14 protein-coding genes are annotated in these 17,062 nt (G+C 62.7%); 9 read left to right on the plus strand and 5 right to left on the minus strand.

Going from position 1 to position 17,062, the window contains the following annotated elements:
* Nucleotides 1-3: 3 nt before the first annotated feature.
* The 7 genes from GZ092_RS14015 (at nt 4) to glp (ending at nt 7,844) form a co-directional block, all read left to right on the plus strand.
* Entirely contained in the window at nt 4-720 is a 717-nt protein-coding gene (locus GZ092_RS14015; protein WP_293637273.1) for a ribonuclease activity regulator RraA, read from the plus strand.
* A 59-nt stretch (nt 721-779) separates the two neighbouring features.
* Entirely contained in the window at nt 780-1,763 is a 984-nt protein-coding gene (locus GZ092_RS14020) for a tripartite tricarboxylate transporter substrate binding protein (protein WP_293637274.1), read from the plus strand.
* Between the two features lie 149 nt (nt 1,764-1,912).
* The gene (locus GZ092_RS14025; protein ID WP_293637275.1) at nt 1,913-3,346 is read left to right on the plus strand and encodes an aldehyde dehydrogenase family protein; all 1,434 of its coding nucleotides are present in this window, start codon (nt 1,913-1,915) and stop codon (nt 3,344-3,346) included.
* Between the two features lie 266 nt (nt 3,347-3,612).
* The gene (locus tag GZ092_RS14030; protein WP_293637276.1) at nt 3,613-4,374 is read left to right on the plus strand and encodes an SDR family oxidoreductase; all 762 of its coding nucleotides are present in this window, start codon (nt 3,613-3,615) and stop codon (nt 4,372-4,374) included.
* 121 nt (nt 4,375-4,495) lie between these two features.
* Complete coding sequence (gene moaA / locus GZ092_RS14035) at nt 4,496-5,626, plus strand: GTP 3',8-cyclase MoaA (RefSeq protein ID WP_293637278.1); 1,131 nt, start codon at nt 4,496-4,498, stop codon at nt 5,624-5,626.
* A gap of 236 nt (nt 5,627-5,862) precedes the next feature.
* Nucleotides 5,863-6,507, plus strand: coding sequence for a molybdenum cofactor guanylyltransferase MobA (gene mobA / locus GZ092_RS14040; RefSeq protein ID WP_293637280.1), 645 nt, complete (start codon nt 5,863-5,865; stop codon nt 6,505-6,507).
* Complete coding sequence (gene glp / locus GZ092_RS14045) at nt 6,504-7,844, plus strand: gephyrin-like molybdotransferase Glp (protein WP_293637282.1); 1,341 nt, start codon at nt 6,504-6,506, stop codon at nt 7,842-7,844. The genes mobA and glp overlap by 4 nt, the downstream gene beginning before the upstream one ends.
* Nucleotides 7,845-7,857: 13 nt before the next feature.
* On the opposite strand, the gene GZ092_RS14050 is transcribed toward glp, so the two are convergent.
* From GZ092_RS14050 to GZ092_RS14070, 5 genes are all read right to left on the minus strand, one after another.
* Complete coding sequence (locus GZ092_RS14050) at nt 7,858-8,235, minus strand: hypothetical protein (RefSeq protein ID WP_293637284.1); 378 nt, start codon at nt 8,233-8,235, stop codon at nt 7,858-7,860.
* Between the two features lie 364 nt (nt 8,236-8,599).
* Nucleotides 8,600-11,749: an efflux RND transporter permease subunit gene (locus GZ092_RS14055; protein WP_293637286.1), complete on the minus strand. Its 3,150-nt coding sequence runs from the start codon at nt 11,747-11,749 to the stop codon at nt 8,600-8,602.
* Nucleotides 11,750-11,795: 46 nt separating this feature from the next.
* Nucleotides 11,796-13,142, minus strand: a complete 1,347-nt coding sequence (locus tag GZ092_RS14060) for an efflux RND transporter periplasmic adaptor subunit (protein ID WP_293637288.1) — start codon at nt 13,140-13,142, stop codon at nt 11,796-11,798.
* A gap of 181 nt (nt 13,143-13,323) precedes the next feature.
* A complete protein-coding gene (gene rnhA, locus GZ092_RS14065; RefSeq protein WP_293637290.1) occupies nt 13,324-13,806 on the minus strand; it encodes a ribonuclease HI in 483 nt (160 codons plus the stop codon).
* Nucleotides 13,807-13,858: 52 nt separating this feature from the next.
* Entirely contained in the window at nt 13,859-14,695 is an 837-nt protein-coding gene (locus tag GZ092_RS14070; protein ID WP_293637292.1) for a methyltransferase domain-containing protein, read from the minus strand.
* Between the two features lie 12 nt (nt 14,696-14,707).
* Here GZ092_RS14070 and gloB point away from each other — a divergent pair, with 12 nt between their 5' ends.
* Together gloB and GZ092_RS14080 are read left to right on the plus strand one after the other, a co-directional pair.
* Nucleotides 14,708-15,478: a hydroxyacylglutathione hydrolase gene (gene gloB / locus GZ092_RS14075; protein ID WP_293637294.1), complete on the plus strand. Its 771-nt coding sequence runs from the start codon at nt 14,708-14,710 to the stop codon at nt 15,476-15,478.
* Nucleotides 15,475-17,052, plus strand: coding sequence for a transglycosylase SLT domain-containing protein (locus tag GZ092_RS14080; protein WP_293637296.1), 1,578 nt, complete (start codon nt 15,475-15,477; stop codon nt 17,050-17,052). Before gloB ends, GZ092_RS14080 begins: the two co-directional genes overlap by 4 nt.
* Nucleotides 17,053-17,062 lie beyond the last annotated feature (10 nt).

Below are 17,062 nucleotides of genomic sequence, written 5' to 3' on the forward strand. Positions count from 1 at the left end.
CCCATGGCCCTCGATCCCGCCACGCGCGACAAGCTCAAGACGGTCAGCACCGCCACGCTGTGTACCGCCCTGTTCAAGCGCGGCCTGCGCAACCAGTTCATCCAGGACGTGCATCCGGTCAATACCAGCCTGCCGACCATGGTGGGCGAAGCCTTCACCCTGCGCTACATCCCGGCGCGCGAAGACCTGAACCCGATCAGCGTTTTTCAGGACCCCAGGCACCCGCAGCGCGTCGCCGTCGAGCAGTGCCCTGAAGGCGCGGTGATGGTGATTGACAGCCGAAAGGACGCCCGCGCCGCCTCGGCGGGCTCAATCCTGATCTCGCGCCTGATGGTGCGCGGCGCGGCCGGCATCGTCACCGACGGCGGCTTTCGCGACTCGCCCGAGCTGGCCGTGTTGCCCTTCCCGACCTACCACCAGCGCCCTTCCGCCCCCACCAACCTGACGCTGCACCAGGCGCTGGACATCAACGTGCCCATCGGCTGCGGCGACGTGGCGGTGTACCCGGGCGACGTGATCGTGGGCGACCAGGAAGGCGTGTTCGTCATTCCGGCGCACCTGGCCGACGAGATTGCCGACGAGGCGGTGGAAATGACTGCCTTCGAGGATTTCGTGACCGAAGAAGTGCTGAAGGGCCGGCCCATCATCGGCCTGTACCCGCCCACGCAGCAGCAATCGAAGGACGACTTTGCCGTCTGGCGCCAGGCCAGGGGACGCTGAATCGTCTTCAATCATCTCGCCCTAGCACGCGTCACCACGCCTCATCAGGAGATAAATTCATGTCAAACAGACGTCTTACGCTTGCCACCATTGCGTGTGCAGCTATTGGTTTCATAGCATCAGCTGGCCCGGTCCTGGCCCAGTCCGATTACCCCAACAAGCCGGTCAAGATCATCGTGCCATTTCCGGCCGGCGGCACCAGCGACGTGATGGGCCGGCTGGTGGCCGAAGAACTCGGGAAAATCCTCAAGCAGCCCTTCATCGTCGAGAACATTGGCGGCGCCGGCGGCGTGATCGGCACCGAACGCGGCGCCAAGTCCGCGCCTGACGGCTACACGCTGATCCAGACCGGCGTGGGGCAAAACGCCGTGGCCCACGGCCTGGAGCCTTTCCCGAAGTACAACTCCAACACCGACTTCATCCACATCTCGCAAGTCCACTCCGGCCCGAATGTGCTGGTGGTGCATCCGAGCACGCCGTTCAAGACGCTCAAGGAACTGGTGGACTACGCCAAGGCCAACCCCGGCAAGCTCGACTACGGCTACACCCCGGCCGCCTCGGGCCATATGGCCATGGAGCAGTTCAAGCAGACCGCCGGCATCTTCATGCTGGGCATCCCGTACCGCGGCGGCGGCCCGATGATGACCGACATCCTGGGCGGCACGATCAAGATGATGTTCATCAACCAGGACGTGGCGCTGCAGCATGTCAAGGCCGGCAAACTGCGCCCGCTGGCGGTCTCAAGCGCCCAGCGCAATGCGCTGTACCCGGACGTGCCGACCGTGGCCGAGTCGGGCTACAAAGGGTTTGAAGCGCTGTCATGGTCAGGCATTTCCGCACCCAAGGGCACGCCCCAGCCGGTCATCGACAAGCTGGAAGCCGCCCTGGTCCAGGCCATGACCTCCCCGGCGGTCAAGCAGCGTCTGGAGTCGCAGGGCTTTGTGGTTCCGGTGCAAGGCGCCAGGCATTACGCCGAGTTCATCAAGAGCGAGGAAGCGCGCTGGACCCGGGTGATCAAGACCGCCGGCATCAAGACGCCCTGAGCCTGTCAGGGCGATGCGGACATGACCTGTCCACTGGCGATGTCCGCCGTCGAACTTCCCGCACTTTGTGCAGCGGAGCGTGATGGCTGATTTGAAAGTTTTTAACGCTCAGGTGGCCTCCGGCGCCACATTCACGCAAAATCATGCCCATGCAACTCAACTACATTGCCAACGCCCGCGTCCCGTCCCTGTCCGGCAAGACCATTCCGGTGATTGACCCGTCCGACGGCCAGGTTTTCGACGACATCCAGCGCAGCACGGCGCATGACATCGACGTGGCGGTGCGCAGCGCCCGCGACTGCCTGGAACTGGTCTGGTGCCGGCTCAGCGGCATGGAACGCGGCAGGCTCCTGATGCGCCTGTCGGTCAAGGTGGCCGAGCATGCCGATGAACTGGCCCTGATCGAGCAGCGCGACTGCGGCAAGCCGACCCGGCAGGCGAAAGCCGACGCGCTGGCGCTGGCCCGGTACTTCGAGTTTTATGCCGGTGCCTGCGACAAGCTGCACGGCGAGACGATCCCATACCTGGACGGCTACAGCGTGATGACCTGGCGCGAACCGCACGGCGTAACCGGCCACATCATTCCGTGGAACTACCCGATGCAGATCTTTGGCCGCAGCGTCGGTGGCGCGCTGGCGGCGGGCAATGTCTGCGTCGTCAAACCCAGCGAAGACGCCTGCCTGTCGCTGCTGCGCGTGGCCGAACTGGCGACCGAAGCCGGCTTTCCGGCCGGCGCCCTGAACATCGTGACCGGCTATGGGCATGAAGTGGGCGACGCGCTGGCCCGTCACGCCGGCATCGACCACATCAGCTTCACCGGCAGCCCCGGCATCGGTACCTTGATCCAGCAGGTGGCGGCCGAGCGGCACTGCCCGGTCACGCTGGAGCTGGGCGGCAAAAGCCCGCAGATCGTGTTTGCCGATGCCGACCTGGACGCGGCAATACCCGCCATCATCAATGGCATCGTGCAAAATGCCGGGCAAACCTGCTCGGCCGGTTCGCGCCTGCTGATCGCGCAATCGATCTATGACCCCTTGCTGGCGCGGCTGGGCGAGGCCTTTGAAAACCTGCGCGTCGGTCCGGCGTCCATGGACCTGGACGTCGGCCCGCTGATTCGCCAGAGCCAGCAGCAGCGCGTGTGGGATTTTCTGAGCGATGCCCATGTCGCCGGCATTCCGATGGTGGCGCAGGGCCAGATCGTCGATGAAGCGCCTGACAGCGGCTTTTACCAGGCGCCTACATTGCTCTGCGACGTACCGGCCAACCACCGCCTGATGCAGGAAGAAGTCTTTGGCCCCGTCCTGTGCGCCATGCGTTTTCAGGACGAGGACGAGGCCGTCGAACTGGCCAACAGCACCCGCTTCGGGCTGGCCGCCGGCATCTGGACCGCCGACGGCGCGCGCCAGTTCCGCATGGCCAGGCGCGTCAGAAGCGGCCAGGTGTTCATCAACAACTACGGCGCGGGCGGCGGCGTCGAACTGCCGTTTGGCGGCGTGAAGTCGTCGGGCTATGGCCGGGAAAAGGGCTTCGAGGCGCTGTACGGGTTCACCACGCTGAAGACCGTGGCCGTGCGGCATGGCTAGAGACCTGCACGGCGTGGGTTGCAGCACATTTTCCAGCACCCTTCTCGCCCGGCCTCGCTTCCTTGCGGAAACTTGCAGGCTGTCGGGGCCAGCTTTGCGCATGTGCATCAATGTTTGCGCAGACTGGCGCATGAAGGCATAGCGGCGTCACGCCTTGCCAGGATGCTTCGCAAAAACATCAATTATAAATTCAGTAGGCCACTAGCGCACAGCTGGCGTACGCTAACAGCTATCAAATAAATAGTAAACAACCCGGAGACAACATCATGCGCGTCAAGGACAAATCCATCATCGTCACCGGTTCAGGCGGCGGTATCGGCGAAGGCATCGCCCGGCGGCTGGCGGCCGAAGGCGCCAGGGTCATCGTCAACGACATCAATGCCGAACTGGGCGAAAAGGTCGTCGCCGCCATCGTCAAGGCCGGCGGCACGGCGTCCTTCTTTGCCGCCGACGTCACCCAATCGGATGAAGTCAAGGCGCTGGTCGATGCCGCCGTCCAGCGTTACGGCCGGCTTGACGTGATGGTCAGCAATGCCGGCTGGACGCACCGCAACCAGCCCGCGCTGGAGGTCAGCGAGGACGATTTCGACAAGTGCTACGCCATCAATGTCAAAAGCATTTACCTCGCCACCATTCACACGACGCCGGTGTTCCGGAGCCAGGGTGGCGGCAGCTTCATCAACATTGCCTCGACCGCCGGCGTGCGGCCACGCCCCGGCCTGACCTGGTACAACGGCTCCAAGGGCGCGGTCATCACCACGTCGAAGTCGCTGGCGGCCGAACTGGGGCCGGACAACATCCGGGTCAACTGCGTGAACCCGGTGTTCAATCCCGACACCGGGCTATCCGCCGAGTTTGCCGGCGGGCCGCTGGATGAAGACCGCAAGGCGCGCTTTCGGGCCAGCATTCCGCTGGGACGGTTTTCGACGGCGCTGGACGTGGCCAATGCCGTGCTCTACCTAGCCAGCGACGAGGCCGACTTCATCAGCGGCGTGTGCCTGGAGGTGGATGGCGCCCGCTGTGTCTGAGAAAAAATGACGCAAGCTCTGAACTGCGTCACGCCGATCACGCATATCTTCCGTGGGTAAAGCCGGCAGCGCAGGAGCTGGACAGACCGATGGGGTAAATTCTCCCCCAAGGCCCATCACCATGACAGACACACCACGCAAGATCATTCCCCTGGCAGACCTGCGTTACGCCAGCCGCATCCCTGCAGTTCCAGCCCGCCTGACGGAGCCAACCGGCCTGCTCAGCGACACGCTGGGCCGGCCGCTGCGCGACCTGCGCATCAGCGTCACCGACCGCTGCAACTTCCGCTGCAATTACTGCATGCCGAGCGAGATTTTCGACAAGGACTATGCGTTTTTGCCGCAAAGCTCGCTGCTGAGCTTTGAAGAAATCACCCGCCTGGCGAAAATCTTCGTGGCCCACGGTGTCGAAAAGATCAGGCTTACCGGCGGCGAACCCCTGCTGCGCAAGAACCTCGAAGTGCTGATAGGCATGCTGGCAAAGCTTCATACGCCCGAGGGCAAGCCGCTGGACATCACCCTGACGACCAACGGATCGCTGCTGGCCCGAAAAGCCCAGTCGCTCAAGGATGCCGGTCTGCAGCGCGTCACCGTCAGCCTCGATGCGCTGGACGATGCGATTTTTCGCGGCATGAACGACGTGGATTTTCCGGTGTCCGATGTGCTCCGGGGCATCGAGGTGGCGCAGCAGGTCGGCCTGGCGCCCATCAAGATCAACATGGTCGTCAAGCGCGGCACCAACGACAGCCAGATCCTGCCGCTGGCACGTCATTTCCGGCATTCCGGCGCAGTGCTGCGTTTTATCGAATTCATGGATGTGGGGGCGACCAATGGCTGGCGCATGGACGAGGTCATGCCCTCCCGCCAGGTGGTTGAACGACTGCATGCCGAATTTCCCCTGGCCGCGATTGACCCCAACTACAGCGGCGAAACCGCCGAGCGCTGGCGTTATGTTGACGGAGGCGGTGAAATCGGCGTGATCAGCAGCGTGACGCAGGCGTTTTGCGGCAAATGCAACCGGGCGCGGCTGTCCACCGAAGGCAAGCTGTTTTTGTGCCTGTTCGCCAGCCAGGGCCATGACTTGCGCGCCCTGCTGCGCGGCAACCTGGCCGACGAGCAGATTTCGGCAGCGATCGGGCCGATCTGGCAAGCGCGTTCGGACCGTTATTCGGAAATTCGCGCTGCACTGCCGCCCGATGCCAGTCCGGCAGGCGGTGCCAAACGCATTGAAATGAGTTACATCGGCGGGTGAGTGTGGCCACCACGCTCCCCACTGCGTGTGGTTCGCTGCCCCCCGAGGGGGCGCTGCGCCTGCGGCCTGGCAAAGCCAGTTCCGCGGCCCCTGCTGGGGAAGAGGCGCCGCCTCTGCGCTTGTCGTTTCGCGTACTCTGCTGCTCCCGACGGGATGCTGCGCCTGCGGCCCCTGCTGGGGGAAATACTGCCTCAACGCTTGTTGCTTCGCATAATGCACATTTTTAGGAACACTGGATGACCATGAACATGAAGACACCCTTGCATGCCGAAGCCATTACCGGCGTGATCCTGGCCGGTGGACGCGGCTCGCGCATGGGGGGCGTGGACAAGGGGCTGCAAAACTTCAACGGCGTGCCGCTGGCACTGCACACCTTGATGCGGCTGTCGCCGCAGGTCGGCGAGATCATGATCAATGCCAACCGCAACCTGTCCGCCTACGAATCGTTTGGCGTTCCGGTGTGGCCCGACGCGACGTCCCTGGGTGACTATGCTGGTCCGCTGGCTGGCTTCATCACCGGCCTGGAACGCTGCGAAACGCCTTATTTGCTGACCGTGCCTTGCGACACGCCGCTGTTTCCCGCCGACCTGGTGGCGCGCATGGCCGACGCCATGGCGCGGGAAGACGCAGACTTTGCTGTCGCCGCTGCGCGCGAGGAAGACGGCCAGTTGCGGCCGCAGCCGGTGTTTTGCCTGATGGGCGTTGACATGCTGGAGAGCCTGGCGCGCTTTACCCAGGCGGGCGGCCGCAAGATTGACGCCTGGACGGCGCAGCACCGCACGGTCATCGTGCCCTTCGACCAGCCGGGCGACGAGGCGCATGCCTTTTTCAATGCCAACACCCTGGCCGAATTGCACCAGCTTGAAGCGAAGCAATCGTGAACACCATCGACACGATTGCCGCCCAGCTGCAGGGCTATGACCCGCAGGCCATGACGGCGGACGGCGTGCGCGATTTTCTGGCCCGGCTGGTGACGCCGGTTCAGGAAACCATTGAGCTGCCCTTGTTTGAAGCGCTCGGTCGGGTGCTGGCGGCCGATGTGGTTTCGCCCTTTGACGTGCCGCCGCATGACAACTCGGCCATGGACGGTTTTGCATTTTTTGGTGGGCAGCTGGCGCCAGACGCGACGCTGGACTTGCAGGTCGTCGGCACGGCTCTGGCGGGTAAGGCCTGGCAAGGCAGCGTCGATCATGGCCAGTGCGTCAAGATCATGACCGGTGCAGTGATGCCGGCGGGCCTGGACACGGTGGTTCCGCAGGAATTCGTCCAGCTGCGCCGAACCGGTGAACACGAAACCATCACGATTCCGGCGGGCCTGCTGCGCATGGGTGACAACCGCCGACTGCGCGGCGAAGATTTGGCGCAGGGCAAGGCCGCGCTAGAAGAAGGCGAGCTTCTAACGCCTGCCCGGCTTGGGCTGGCGGCCTCTTTGGGCCTTAAAACACTGTCAACCTGGCGGCCCTTGCGTGTGGCTTACTTTTCCACTGGCGACGAAATCCTGTCACTGGGCGAAGCGCCGCGCGAAGGCGCCGTGTTCGACAGCAACCGCTATACCGTCTTCGGCCTGCTCAGCCGCCTGGGTTGCGAAGTCATCGACATGGGCGTGGTACGCGACGAGCCGGCGCGGCTTGAAGCCGCGTTCCTTGATGCCGCCCGGCAGGCCGACGCCATCATCACCTCGGGCGGCGTGAGCGTGGGCGAGGCGGACTACACCAAGGCAATGATGAAAAAGCTCGGCGACGTGGCGTTCTGGCGCATCGCCATGCGGCCGGGCCGGCCGATGGCCGTGGGACGCATTTCAAGCATCAAATCGGCCGTCTCCGCACTGTCCACAGGCGCTGCCAGCTATCAAAATGAAAGCAAAGGCGCCGTGTTGTTCGGACTGCCCGGCAATCCGGTGGCGGTGATGGTGACCTTCCTGGCTTTTGTTCGCCCTGCCCTGCTGCAGATGATGGGTGCCCGGCCCGAGCCCGAGGTGCTGCTTAAGGCGCACAGCGTGGAAACTATTCGCAAGAAACCGGGCCGCACTGAATACCAGCGTGGCCGCGTGACCACCGCACCGGACGGCAGCCTCCACGTCAGGATCACTGGCAGCCAGGGCTCGGGCGTGCTGCGCTCGATGGCCGAGGCCAACGGCCTCATCGTGCTGCACCACGGCCAGGGCAACGTCGAAGCCGGTGATGAAGTCGATGTGATGATGTTTGACGGCGCTATCTGAAGCCGGTCCCGCTTCAGGCGGTCGGGCGTGAACTGCGAGCCGCCAGCACATGAAAGCCCCCGGCCAACACCAGCATCAACACCAGCACCATTCCCCAGATGACCCAGACCAGCGGCGACAGCCAGCCGAGCATGGGCGCGATCCAGCTGGTGGCAATGACCACGGAATCCAGCAGTTCGCTGATGCTGGCCTTCAGCGGCTCGATGACGCCGGGTGGCATCCACACGGCCAGCCAGTCGGGCAAGGGCCACTGCGCCATTGCCTGAGCACCGCGAATCGCCGGATCAGCGGACGACGCGGCCAGCCAGTTGACAGCAGCCGCCAGCATGGAGGCGGCACCGGTCCACAGCAGCGCCAAAAAACCGGTCACGCCCCAGATCAGCAGTTTCATTATTTTTCCCTTGCTGTTTGTACGCCAGGCCAGCGCAAGATTGCGCCATGGGTGTATTTGAGCAAAAGCGCGGTCCCATCACTTTTGGCGGTCCGAAAAGTCCAGAAGAAAATCGGGGTCAACCCTTGGTCGAGCCTTGCGTGACGTTGGCACCAACCGCAATGGCGCAACGCATGCAGGCGCAGCCCCAGAACCGCAGCTTGGGATGCGGTCGAAAATAACTTTCCTGCGTCATACCCGGGAAGAGCCTGCCCTTGACCTGATCGGGTGCGGGTATCCAGACCGGTTTGAGCGCTTTAGCCCGTGGCGCTGGATTCCCGCCTATGTGGGAATGACGGACGGAAAGTCATTACTTTCCGCATCCTTATTTACCGGCCAGCGCCTCGTGCCCGGCGGGCGCCTCCCGCACCTCGGCGGTTTTGGCGCCCGGCACTGCAGCGCGGGCAAACAGCGCGTACATGGTGGGCACCACAAACACGGTCAGCAGCGTGCCCAGCGACATGCCGCCCACGATGACCCAGCCGATCTGGGTGCGGCTTTCAGCCCCGGCACCGGAAGCCAGCGCCAGCGGCAAGGCGCCCAGCACCATCGCGCCGGTGGTCATCAGGATCGGGCGCAGCCGCTGCGACGACGCCTTGATCAGCGCATCGGTCATTTCCATGCCCTGCATGCGCAGCTGGTTGGTGAACTCGACAATCAGGATGCCGTGCTTGGTGATCAGGCCGACCAGCGTGATCAGGCCGATCTGCGAATAGACGTTGAGCGAGCCGCCGCTCCACTTGAGTGCCAGCAAGGCGCCAATCATTGACAGCGGCACCGACAGCATGATCACCAGCGGATCAACAAAGCTTTCAAACTGCGCCGCCAACACCAGGAAAATGAACACCAGCGCCAGCACGAACACGATGACCAGCGCGCCCTGCGAATTCCTGAACTCGCGCGACGTGCCGTTCAGATCGGTGCTGTAGCCTGTTTTCAGGATCTTGGCGGCGGTCTGGTCCATGAAGGCCAGCGCTTCGCCCAGCGAGTAGTCGGACGCCAGGCTGGCGGTGATGGACACCGAACGGCGCTGTCCAAAGTGGTTCAACTCACGCGGCGAGACGCTTTCCGTCACCTTGACCAGGCTGGAGAGCGGAATCATGGCCTCGTTGCGGCCACGCACGTAGATGCGGTCGATGTCTTCGGGTGTGGTGCGGCCGATGGCAGCCGTCTGCACCACCACGTCGTATTGCTCGGCATCGCGCTTGTAGCGGGTCACGTTGCGCCCGCCCAGCAGCGTCTCGATGGCCTTGGCCACGACCTCGATGCTTACGCCCAGGTCGGCCGCCTTGTCGCGCTCCACATCAATGCGCAGTTCGGGCTTGTTCAGCCGCAGGTCCACGTCAGGCGAGACGATGCCGGGGTTCTTGGCGATCTCGTCGAGCATCTGGCGCACCACGCCATTGAGGTTCTGGTAGCTTTCCGAGGTCTGGATGACAAAATTCAGCGGCCTTTCGCGAAAGCCCTGGCCCAGCGAGGGCGGCGTGATTGGGAACGCCGTCACGCCCGGCAGCGCATTGAACATCGGCTGGAGCTCGCGCGCCATGTCCATGGTGGAACGCGTGCGGTCTTTCCAGTCCACGGTGCGGTACACCACGCTGGCCTGCGCCACCGTCGGGTTGCCGACATTGGCAAAGATGCGGTCGAATTCCTTGAACGGCTGGCCCATCTTTTCAAGTTCCTGGGCATAGCGGTTGGTGAAGTCGAGCGTGGAGCCATCAGGCGCGTTGACGCTGGCCAGGATCACGCCCCGGTCTTCCATGGGCGAGAGTTCCTGCTTCATGGTCGGGAAGATCAGCAAGATGGCTGCGCCGCTGACCAGCATAACCGCCAGCACCAGCCAGCGCGCCTGCAGCACCCAGCCTTTCACTCGCTGTCCCGAGCTGCCGGCCTGGGGAACAAACCGCGCCGTCACGATCCAGCGCAGCAGGGCGCCGTAGCGGTCCGAAATGCCGGTCAGCACGCGCTCCATGGTGCTGTCAAAGCGGTTTGGCTTCGGATTGTGCTTGAGCAGCAGCGTGCACAGCATGGGCGTGAGCGTCAGTGCCACCACGCCCGATACCACCACCGCGCCGGCCAGCGCCAGCGCAAACTCGACGAACAGCCGGCCGGTTCGCCCCGGGGTGAAGGCCAGCGGCGCATACACCGCCACCAGGGTGGCGGTCATGGTAACGATGGCAAAACCGATCTCGCGCGCACCCTTGATGCCGGCGGAAAACGGGTCCATGCCTTCCTCGATGTGGCGAAAGATGTTTTCCAGCATCACGATGGCGTCGTCCACCACCAGGCCGATGGCCAGCACCAACGCCAGCAAAGTGAGCGTGTTGATGGTGAAGCCGGCCAGCGCCATCAGCGCAAACGTGCCGATCAGGCTGACCGGGATGGTGATGATCGGAATGATCGACGCGCGCAAGGTGCGCAGGAACACGAAGATCACCAGCGCGACCAGCAGGACGGCTTCGAAAATAGTCTGGTACACATTCTTGACCGAGCGGTCGATGAACACCGAGTTGTCGTTGGCAATGTCGATCAGCACATCGGGCGGCAGGTCTGCCTTCAGCCGGGGAATGGCGGCCTGCACACCTTTGGACAGGTCAAGCGGATTGGCCGTGGCCTGGCGGATCACGCCCACGCCGACGGCCGGGCGGCCATTCAGCCGGACCACCGTGCGCTCGTCGGCCGCGCCTTCCTCGACCCGGGCCACATCACGCACCCGGACCGAAAACCCGTTCACGGTCTTGATCACGATCTCGCCAAACTGCGCCGGCTTGAGCAGGTCGGTTTGCGAGGTCACGCTGAATTCGCGCTGCTGCGATTCGATGCGGCCGGCAGGCAGTTCCAGGTTGCTGCGGCGAATTGCGTCTTCGACGTCCTGTGTCGTCAGCCGGTAGGAAGCGAGCTTGTCGGTGTCCAGCCAGACACGCATGGCGTACTTGCGCTCGCCAAAGATGCGCACGTCGGCCACGCCGGTGACGGTCTGCAGGCGCGGCTTGACGATGCGGTTGACCAGGTCGTTGATCTGCAACGGCGTCAGCGACTCGCTGGAAAACGCCAGTTGGATGACCGGAAACGCGTCGGCCTCTACCTTGGCGATCACCGGCTCTTCAATTGCTTGAGGCAGCTTGTTGCGCACCCGCGAGGTGCGGTCGCGCACCTCGGCGGCGGCGGAATCGGCGTCTTTCTCCAGCCGGAAACGCACGCTGATCTGCCCCTGGTCGGCGCGGCTGATCGAGGTGATGACATCCACGCCGTCGATGCCGGCAATGGAATCCTCCAGCGGCTTGGTCACCTGCGACTCGATGACCTCGGCCGAGGCGCCGGCATAGCGAACGCTCACGGTCACGACCGGCTCGTCAATCTTGGGGTATTCGCGAACCGTCAGCCGGTTGAAACTAACCGCACCGACCAGCACGATGAGCAGCGACAGCACGGTGGCGAACACCGGGCGGCGAATGGAAGTTTCAGCGAGTTGCATGCGGCGGTCCGGCGTTGGTCACGAAGATTCGGGCAGAAGGCAGGCCTCAGCCCGGATTGCGGACTGGAGGAAGGGCCGGCTTGTGCACTGCAGGGTCTGTGCTGGAGGTTGGCATCACGCTGCCGCTGGCAGGTAGCTGCGAAACAATGATGCCGCACGGGTTGGGGCCTGCCGGCGCTGCTTTTACGCTAGTTGCCACGGACGAAACCGGCGCAGTGGAGGCCGTGTCGGCAGGTTTTTTATCCATTGCTGCTTCTCCGACAGAGGCCCCGCCGTTCAGCTTCACCACCCTGACGACGGTCCCGTCCTTCTGGATTCGCTGCTGGCCGGTCCTGACCACGGTGTCACCAGGCAAAAGCCCTTCCAGGATTTCAACCTTGCCCGGACTGCGCAGGCCCACCTTGACCTCGACACGCTGGGTTTTCCGCGTTTCTTCGCTGGGTCCTTCGAGCAGCTTGATGACAAACTGCTTCCCGCTTTGCGGAACAATCGCTTCTTCGGGAATGACGCTGGCATTGTCGCGAACGCCGAAAACGGCATTCACCCGGGCGAACATGCCGGGGCGCAACTGCAGCGCCCGGTTGTCGATGCAGCCCCGGATACCAACCGACCGGCCGTTGGCATCGATCAGCGGGTCAATCGCCTGGATCTGCGCTGTATAGCCCTGTCCCGGCAAGGCATCGATGTCGAGCAGGGCCGTCTGGCCGCGCTTCACCTTGCTCTGGTAGCGCTCGGGCAGCCTGAAATCGACATAGATGGCGTCGATGTCTTCGATGTTCACGATGTCGGCGCCATCCTTGAGGTAGTCGCCCACATTGACCTGGCGGATGCCGGCAATGCCGTCGAACGGTGCCACGATTTTCAAGCGCGCCGCCGTGGCCTTGGCCAGCGCCAGCTTGGCCTGGGCCACTTGCAGATTGGCCTCGCTTTCATCGAGCGAGCGCTGGCTGATGAAGTTTTGCGCCACCAGTTCCTGGTTGCGCTTCTGGTTGGCTCGGGCAATCGACAGCTCGGCCTGGCTTTGCTGGACTTGCGCCTGCGGCAACTGGTCGTCAAACTGCACCAGCACCTGGCCCTTCTTCACCCGCTGGCCATCGGTGAAGTTGAGCTGCGTGATGCGGCCGCTGATTTCAGGACGCAACACCACGCCCCGGCGCGAACGCAGGCTGCCGACCGCGCGGGTGTCGTCGACCAGCCGCGCCAACTCGACCCTGGCTACTTCCACTGATGGCGGTTTGGCCGCCGTGCCGTTGCTGCCCGCGCCCTGCCCTGACGCAGTGACGGCCATGCCTGCCGCACCAGCCGGCTTGGGCTTCTGGTACCACCAGGCGGCGCCTGAAGCCGCTGCAATGCCGGCCACGGCGATGACGGTGTAAATTACTTTGGATGCCATGGGGTGGTGACAAGGTGACTTGTTATGAAAGGAAACGCCTTTCAATGTAGCAGGATGGCCGAAAAAACGCAGGCGATGCGCACGATTTAACCGGGTTTGAAGCCGCTGTTCTCGAAGTCTCGGCCCAACGGCAAATTCTTTTGCAAAACCAGGTGCGCCAGGGCGCTGGCGCCAGCGTGCATCAAATGCGGCCCAGTGCGCGTTCCACGCCCTTGTTGGCCAGCGCATCGGCGCGCTCGTTGCCGGGATCGCCGTTGTGGCCCCTCACCCAGCGCCAGTCGATAGTGTGGCCGCTGGATACCAGCAACGCGTCCAGCCGTTGCCACAAATCGACGTTCTTGACAGGTGCCTTGGCCGCCGTGCGCCAGCCACGGGCTTTCCAGCCATGAATCCATTCGGTGATGCCCTTGAGCACGTACTGGCTGTCGAGGTAAAGGGTCACGTTGCAGGGTTTTTTCAGTGCTGCCAGCGCCTCGATGACAGCAGTCATCTCCATGCGGTTATTGGTCGTGCCCATCTCGCCACCGAAGATTTCCTTCTCGGTGCCGCCTCCGGCCAGCAAGGCGCCCCAACCGCCGGGACCAGGGTTGCCCTTGCAGGCGCCGTCGGTATAAATCACGATGTGTTGACTGGGAACGCGGGACGCTGCTGCTGAATCGGTCATGGGATGCTTGTGATGCCAGGAATGCCTGGTGGGTTTGAAAAATTGAAAAAGCTCAACCGCTTATTTTGACCCAGCCAGCGGGCTTCTTGCTGGCCACGATGGCGGGTGCAGCCGCCAGTGATTTGCGGGTTTTCCAGCTGGGTTCCAGCAAGCGCATGCCACGCACATGCTTGACGGCCACCAGAAAATAAACCGCCCCGAAGATTGGCCACCAGCGTTTTCCGGCGGGGTCCATCCAGTCAAACCGGTCCAGCCACTGCTGGCTTTTCAGCGCCGGGCGGTAACAGCCAAACTGCGCCGATTCCACCTCAAAGTCGAGCAGCCTGAGCCAGTCACGAAGCCGCCAGTAGCCAATGTATTTGCCAGCGTCCGGCAAAAAAAGCCCTTCGTAGCCAAAACGCTGGTAAAGATGATCGCGCCGCTGGCGCAGGCCCCACAGACTGGCCGGATTAAAGCCGCTGATGACCACACGCCCCTCGGGGACCAGAACGCGGGCCACCTCACGCAAGGCAGAATGCGGGTCGCTGCCAAGCTCAAGCGTGTGCGGCAAGGCCACCAGGTCAAGGCTGCTCTCGGGAAACGGCAGCGCTGCTGAATCGGTGTACAAGGCAGGGTGCGGGGAACTTATGGATTCAGGCCCTGTCCGATGCTCTGCACCGCATCTTGAAGGAAACGCTAAGGTCTGCTTTTGCAGAGAATGAAGCGCCAGCCATTTGTGCGGCATGCGGTTGGTCCGCAGGGCATCGATTTCTGGAAATCCCAGTTGCAGGGCATGGTAGCCAAAAATATCACTGACGGCCAAGTCAAAGTGGGAGCGCTCCCAGTCCAGCAGATAGGCCCCCGGCGGGGTCTCAAGCCACTCTGTCAATCCTATAATTTCTGACTTCATCGAGACCACTGCATGTATTTGATTCCTGTTTCCGCTTTTGCCGACAACTACCTGTGGCTGCTGCATGACGGCAAGCGCGCCCTGGTGGTGGACCCTGGCGACCCCGAGCCGGTATTGCGCGCACTGCAAGCATCCCAACTGCAACTGGAATCAATTCTAGTCACGCACCACCATGCGGATCACACCGGCGGCGTTGATGCATTGCGCCAGGCAACCGGCGCCACGGTATATGGACCGGCCACCGAACGCATACCGGCGCCCTTCCAGCCGCTGCGCGAGGGCGATCGGGTTACGACCCTCGGCCTGGATTTCCAGGTACTGGAAGTGCCAGGCCACACCGCAGGACATATTGCCTTCTACACCCCGGACATGGACGGTCATCCGCTGCTTTTTTGTGGCGACACACTTTTTTCAGGAGGTTGTGGCCGGTTGTTTGAAGGAACGCCAGCGCAAATGCTGGCATCGCTTGACAAGCTCGGCGCATTGCCGGATACAACCCGTGTCTGCTGCGCGCACGAGTACACCCTGGCCAATTTGCGCTTTGCGCTTGCTGTTGAGCCTGATAATGCGCATCTGGCAGCGTATGAAAAGCATTGCCGCCAGTTGCGAGAACAGGGCATGCCGACCCTGCCCAGTTCCATCGGACAGGAAATCCTGATCAATCCTTTTTTACGTACACGGCAAGCCACCATCATGGCTGCTGTTCACCACTTTGATGCGTCAACCCATGACGACACCACTGTATTTGCCGCCCTGCGGCAATGGAAAAACCAATTCAAATGAGACTCGTCCCTCGAAACGCACCGCTTTCCTTTTTCCCTTCCCATTCTTTTTCCTTACGCGGCTTTCGGCTTGTTTCGCTGGTGTTTGTGCTGGTGATGGCCGTGCTGGCAGGTTGCGCCACACAGCCTCCAGGCCTGCCGGACGATCCGGTGCTGTCCACCGGGCCGGGGACTGTCCCGGGCCAGAGGATTCCAGCCGGTCCGCTGCGCGCCATTACCCCGGGCCAGGTGAATTCCTTCCCGATAGCATCCACCGAGCCGCCCAAGGAACTTTGGGACCGGATTCGCCGGGGATTTGCCATGCCCGACTTGCAAAATGAACTGGTAACCGACCGCGAGCAATGGTATGCCAGCCGACCGGATTACATCCAGCGCATGACCGAGCGCTCCAGCAAATACCTGTTTCACATCGTCGAGGAACTGGAGCGTCGCCAGATGCCGACCGAGCTGGCGCTGCTCCCTTTCATTGAAAGCGCCTTCAACCCGCAGGCAGTGTCCAGCGCCAAGGCGGCGGGCATGTGGCAGTTCATGCCGGCGACCGGAAAATATTTTGCACTCAAGCAAAACGATTTCAGGGATGACCGCCGCGACGTACTGGCGTCGACACGGGCAGCGCTGGACTACCTGCAAAAACTTTACGGCATGTTCGGCGACTGGCACCTGGCACTTGCCGCGTACAACTGGGGCGAAGGCAGCGTGAGCCGGGCCATTGCCAAAAACCAGAAGGCCGGGCTGGGAACCACTTATGACGAGCTCAATATGCCGGCGGAAACCCGCCTTTATGTACCCAAGCTTCAGGCAGTAAAAAATATCGTTGCCAATCCAAAAGCGTTCAGCACCGAACTGCCGTTGATTGAAAACCATCCGTATTTCCAGCAAGTGCAGATCACGCGGGATATTGACGTCGCCCTGGCGGCACGTCTGGCAGATGTTGAAATTGACGTGTTCAAGGCGCTCAATCCTTCCGCCCGCCGCCCGGTCATTTTGGCATCGGGAACGCCGCAGATCTTGCTGCCCTGGGACAACGCGCTTGTGTTCCAACGCAACTTCGACGCCTATACCCAAGGCCAATATGCAAGCTGGACCGCGTGGACAGCGCCCAGCACCATGAACGTCACGGAGGCAGCGCGGCACACCGGAATGAACGAATCCGATCTGCGCAGCATGAACAACATTCCGCCGCGCATGCTCATCAAGGCCGGCTCGACGCTGGTCGTGCCGCGCACGGCCCAGATGAACGAGGACGTCAGCAGCCAGGTTGCGGACAATGCCCAGGTATCGCTGGCGCCTGAAATCACCACTCGCCGCACAACGGTCAAGGCGCGCAAGGGCGAGTCGGTTGCCAGCATTGCGGGGCGCTACGGCCTGACAGCGGCCAGCGTCGCCAGCTGGAACAGCGTCAGTGCCGGAGCCGCTTTCAAGCAAGGCCATCAGGTCGTGCTGTATCTGCCAATCACCGCGCGCGCCATGACCAGCAATGTGCACAGAAGGTCCGCACCATCCAGGGGAAAAACCGCTGTCCAGGCCAACAGGCGCGACACTGGTAAGGCGGTGGTCAAGTCAAGAAGAAAGTAATTTCCGGCGA

This window comes from Polaromonas sp., assembly GCF_010365105.1.
In the GTDB taxonomy this organism is placed as follows: domain Bacteria; phylum Pseudomonadota; class Gammaproteobacteria; order Burkholderiales; family Burkholderiaceae_C; genus Polaromonas.